This window comes from Cupriavidus sp. 01T418, from assembly GCF_056398885.1.
Map to the genome: position 1 here is coordinate 1 of NZ_JBFTQG010000107.1, position 2,321 is coordinate 2,321.

At 53.6% G+C, this 2,321-nt stretch carries 2 tRNA genes and 2 rRNA genes; all 4 read right to left on the reverse strand.

Annotation, left to right across the window (positions count from 1 at the left end):
* Nucleotides 1–112 (reverse strand): 23S ribosomal RNA (locus AC1DQ3_RS36385); the annotation flags it as partial.
* Nucleotides 113–415: 303 nt separating this feature from the next.
* Nucleotides 416–491, reverse strand: a tRNA-Ala gene (locus tag AC1DQ3_RS36390).
* 72 nt (nucleotides 492–563) lie between these two features.
* Nucleotides 564–640, reverse strand: a tRNA-Ile gene (locus tag AC1DQ3_RS36395).
* Between the two features lie 61 nt (nucleotides 641–701).
* Nucleotides 702–2,103: ribosomal RNA gene (locus tag AC1DQ3_RS36400) — 16S ribosomal RNA — on the reverse strand.
* Nucleotides 2,104–2,321: the final 218 nt, after the last annotated feature.

The window sequence follows — 2,321 nt, forward strand, 5'->3', positions numbered from 1 at the left end:
ATCTCCGGATCAAAGCTTGTTTGCCAGCTCCCCGAAGCTTTTCGCAGGCTACCGCGTCCTTCATCGCCTGTGATCGCCAAGGCATCCACCACATGCACTTGTTCGCTTGACCCTATAACGAGTGTGTCTCAAACTTGCGTTCAAGCCGGACTCGCTACAGGATGAGTTCTCGCATTTGTGCCGTATTCCAAGTCATCTTTCGATYACTTRAATACATTTCGGTTGATACAATCACAACCCGGTRTCGTGTTTTACTGCAGCGTCTCATCAACGCTCACGACACCTTTACTACATCCCATATTGTTAAAGAACAGCCGAGCGAGACAGCGTCTCGTTCGTCYTGGCCAARGCCAAAGGCAAACGCTCAATGCTAAGCGCTTGCCTTTGACGACCAATCCAAGGTCACTGAAGTCRGTGGTGGAGGATGACGGGATCGAACCGACGACCCCCTGCTTGCAAAGCAGGTGCTCTCCCAGCTGAGCTAATCCCCCCTGTACTTCTGTCCGGAGGCTCAACGTCGACTCACATCGTCAACGCACATCGTCGAACCACCATCCGTAACTTGGTGGGTCTGGTAGGACTTGAACCTACGRCCCCCGCCTTATCAAGACGGTGCTCTAACCACCTGAGCTACAGACCCTTGGCTGYAACAGCAAACAAACCGATAAGTGTGAACGCTCGACTTAAGATGCACGCTCTTGAAAGGAGGTGATCCAGCCGCACCTTCCGATACGGCTACCTTGTTACGACTTCACCCCAGTCATGAACCCTGCCGTGGTAATCGCCCTCCTTGCGGTTAGGCTAACTACTTCTGGCAAAACCCACTCCCATGGTGTGACGGGCGGTGTGGGTTGGCAACCCTCTGTACGCACCATTGTATGACGTGTGAAGCCCTACCCATAAGGGCCATGAGGACTTGACGTCATCCCCACCTTCCTCCGGTTTGTCACCGGCAGTCTCTCTAGAGTGCTCTTGCGTAGCAACTAAAGACAAGGGTTGCGCTCGTTGCGGGACTTAACCCAACATCTCACGACACGAGCTGACGACAGCCATGCAGCACCTGTGTCCACTTTCCCTTTCGGGCACCTGATGCATCTCTGCTTCGTTAGTGGCATGTCAAGGGTAGGTAAGGTTTTTCGCGTTGCATCGAATTAATCCACATCATCCACCGCTTGTGCGGGTCCCCGTCAATTCCTTTGAGTTTTAATCTTGCGACCGTACTCCCCAGGCGGTCAACTTCACGCGTTAGCTACGTTACTGAAGAAATGAATCCCCAACAACTAGTTGACATCGTTTAGGGCGTGGACTACCAGGGTATCTAATCCTGTTTGCTCCCCACGCTTTCGTGCATGAGCGTCAGTGACGTCCCAGGGGGCTGCCTTCGCCATCGGTATTCCTCCACATCTCTACGCATTTCACTGCTACACGTGGAATTCTACCCCCCTCTGACATACTCTAGCCTTGCAGTCACAAGCGCCATTCCCAAGTTGAGCTCGGGGATTTCACGCCTGTCTTACAAAACCGCCTGCGCACGCTTTACGCCCAGTAATTCCGATTAACGCTCGCACCCTACGTATTACCGCGGCTGCTGGCACGTAGTTAGCCGGTGCTTATTCTTCCGGTACCGTCATCCCCCCGAGGTATTARCCCAGGGGATTTCTTTCCGGACAAAAGTGCTTTACAACCCGAAGGCCTTCTTCACACACGCGGCATTGCTGGATCAGGGTTGCCCCCATTGTCCAAAATTCCCCACTGCTGCCTCCCGTAGGAGTCTGGGCCGTGTCTCAGTCCCAGTGTGGCTGATCGTCCTCTCAGACCAGCTACTGATCGTCGCCTTGGTGGGCCTTTACCCCACCAACTAGCTAATCAGACATCGGCCGCTCCTGTCGCGCGAGGCCTTGCGGTCCCCCGCTTTCACCCTCGGGTCGTATGCGGTATTAGCTAATCTTTCGACTAGTTATCCCCCACGACAGGGCACGTTCCGATGTATTACTCACCCGTTCGCCACTCGCCACCAGGATTGCTCCCGTGCTGCCGTTCGACTTGCATGTGTAAGGCATGCCGCCAGCGTTCAATCTGAGCCAGGATCAAACTCTTCAGTTTAATACCTGTGTGACCCTTCGGTTTCCCCAAGGATCTCGCTCTTTCGAGCGGTCGCTCACTCTCAGAAAACTGACTGGCCATGYCCGTGATTTGCACCCCGGACATAACCAACATGTTTTACTGTGCGAGCACTTTATAACTTGTAAGCTAAAAGACCGAAGCCTTCCGCATCCGCTATCAAGCGCCCACACTTATCGGTTGTTTGTTTGTTAAAGAAC